General features: G+C 67.2%; 1 protein-coding gene. It reads right to left on the bottom strand.

The window, feature by feature from the left end; genetic code table 11:
* On the bottom strand, window positions 1–1578 hold a 1578-nt coding region (locus tag WN73_RS11795; RefSeq protein ID WP_271552887.1), incomplete at both ends, for a condensation domain-containing protein.

Genomic DNA, 1578 nt, shown 5'->3' with positions numbered 1-1578 from the left:
CCGCCGTCCGGTTCAGCTCCTCCAGCAGATAGGCGCGCTCGTCGGCTGGCAGCAGCTCAATCCGCCCGACCGCTTGCTGCGCATCGGCAACCATCGCCCGCAGCAGCGCCAGCAGATAATCCCGCTGCCGCTCGATGGTCGCGCGATCGAACAGCGCCGTAGCATAACCCAGCGTCCCGGCGATCACCTCGCCCTGCTCGCCAAGGCTCAGCTCCAGATCGAACTTGACCTGATCGAAGCCGTCTGCCGCCGCCTCCACACGCAGCCCAGGAAGGTCGAACGTCCCAGCGGTGTTGTTCTGCCAGGCCAGCATCACCTGGAACAACGGCGTGTGATCAAGAGCCCGGGGCGGCTGCACGATCTCCACCACCTGCTCGAACGGCAGGTCCTGGTGCTCCTGCGCTCCCAAGGCCGTGCGCCGCGTCCGCTCCAACAGCTCCGACACGCTCGGCTCGCCCGACAGGTCCAGCCGCAGCGCCAGCGTGTTGACGAAGAAGCCGATCAGCTCTTCGATCTCGCGGCGACCGCGATTAGCGCTCGGCACGCCAATCACAAGATCGTCCTGTCCCGACAGACTCGACAGCACCGCAGCCCACCCCGCCAGCACTGTCATGAACAACGTCGTGCCTTGCTGCGGGCCCAGCCGCTTCAGCTCCCGCGTCAGGTCCGCATCGATGACGATCGGGACCGTCGCCCCCGCAAACGACTGCTGCGCCGGCCGCGGCCGGTCCGTCGGCAGCGCCAGGCGGGCCGGCGCGCCGGACAGATTGCTGCGCCAATACTGCGCCTGGCGCTGCAGCCGCACGCCCGACAGCCACTGCCGTTGCCAGGCGGCATAGTCCGGATACTGGATTGCAAGCGGCGGCAGCGGATCGCCTTCTCCGGCCACGAACGCCCGGTACAGCTGACTGAGTTCACGCGCCAACACGTCCAGCGACCAGCCATCCGAGACAATGTGATGCTGCGTCAGCAGCAAGACGTGCTCCTCATCCGAGATCCGGATCAGCCGGCCGCGGATCAGCGGGCCACGCGCCAGATCGAACGGCGTGCGCGCCTCTTCCCTGCACAGACCCAATAGCGCCTCGTCCGCATCCGGCCTGTCCCGCAGATCGTGCTCCACAACCGGCAGCCCCCCATCCTCCGGCAGCAGCTCCACCCAGGGCTTGCCCTCCGGCGCGACAAACACGCTGCGCAGCGCCTCATGGCGCGCCAACACACGGTCCAGGCTACGCTGCCAGGCGCTGCGGTCGAGCCCACCCTTGAGCCGCCACCCGAGTGGAATGTGATAGTTCGTGCTGCTCTGATCCAGCTGCGCCAAAAACCACAGCCGCTGCTGCGCAAACGACAGCATAAGCGGCGCTTCACGCGACACCGGCGCAATGGCTGGCAGGTCTTGCGCGCCGGAGCGGCTCAACTCATCCATGATACTCGCGGCCAGATCGGCCAGCACCGGTTTGGCAAACAGCGTGGTCAGCGGAAGTGTGAAGCCAATGGCCTGCGAGACCCGGCTCAACAGCTGCACCGCCAGCAGCGAGTGCCCGCCGAGCGCAAAGAAGTGGTCGTGGCGTCCGACCCGCT

It is taken from the genome of Bradyrhizobium sp. CCBAU 45394, from assembly GCF_028128655.1.
Taxonomy (GTDB): domain Bacteria; phylum Pseudomonadota; class Alphaproteobacteria; order Rhizobiales; family Xanthobacteraceae; genus Bradyrhizobium; species Bradyrhizobium diazoefficiens.
The sequence above is the reverse complement of the archived record's forward strand: the minus strand, read 5'-3'. Positions and strand labels throughout refer to the sequence as shown.